Annotated in this window: 1 protein-coding gene and 1 pseudogene; both read right to left on the bottom strand. The window is 43.7% G+C overall.

Features of this window, described 5'->3' with window-relative positions; translation table 11 throughout:
* Positions 1-301, bottom strand: a pseudogene (locus ACS8FD_RS18055) (D-alanine--D-alanine ligase); the annotation flags it as partial.
* A 29-nt stretch (positions 302-330) separates the two neighbouring features.
* The coding region (locus ACS8FD_RS18050) for a glutamate ligase domain-containing protein (protein WP_439276861.1) at positions 331-904 on the bottom strand (574 nt) is incomplete at its 5' end.

The raw sequence follows: 904 nt of genomic DNA, 5'->3' as shown, positions 1-904 counted from the left end.
CAACACCTTGGTTTTGTAATGCTTGCAAGACTGCTGCGCCACTGTCTAATGATACGCTGCGCTCATTGCTACTACCGCCATAAATGACAGCGACTTTACCAAACTCACTGGCATCTTTGACTTTGCTCGTCGCAACACTCAATGATGAGGCTTGGCTTGGCTGGTTATTTTCTATACCATCTTTCTCTGCTTGAGCAGCTGCTGCTAAAGCTGACTCTGGATTGGTGATAAGTGTTTCATTATCAGCACCATCGTTGACACTATTGAGAAGATTTGTGTGTTGATTGTCATTAATAGTCATGAGTACGATTTCCAAAAATCTTTTAAAACTTATTTAAGATATAAATCATTTGCAGCTAAATCGATTGCAATTTGACCAATGTTACCAGCGCCTTGGGTCAAGAGCATGTCATTAGCTTCTAGAAGACGCTGCATAACGGGCGCAAGATTGTCTTTATCAACAATCGTAGGTTCAACGGCGCCGCGAAGACGAATACTACGTGCCAAGGCCTTAGTATCAGCACCCGCAATAGGACTTTCGCCCGCTGAATATACATCTAATAATAGCAATTCATCAACATTTGAGAGCACTTCAACGAAATCGTCAAAGCAATCACGCGTACGGCTATAACGATGCGGCTGAAACAGCATCACTAAACGACGATCTGGGAAGCTTTGGCGCGCCGCTTTAATCGTGGCATCGACTTCTTTTGGATGATGCCCATAATCATCAATGAGTAAGACATCACCTTCATCAACACTGACAGAAGCATGCTGCTCAAAGCGGCGTCCGACACCTTCAAATTTTTGTAAAGCACGCTCAATAGCGTCATCATTTACCCCTTCATCAGTTGCCATGGTGATAGCAGCAAGGGCATTATAGACGTTATGAATACCTGGGATA

It is taken from the genome of Psychrobacter sp. 1U2, assembly GCF_051847575.1.
The sequence above is the reverse complement of the archived record's forward strand: the minus strand, read 5'-3'. Positions and strand labels throughout refer to the sequence as shown.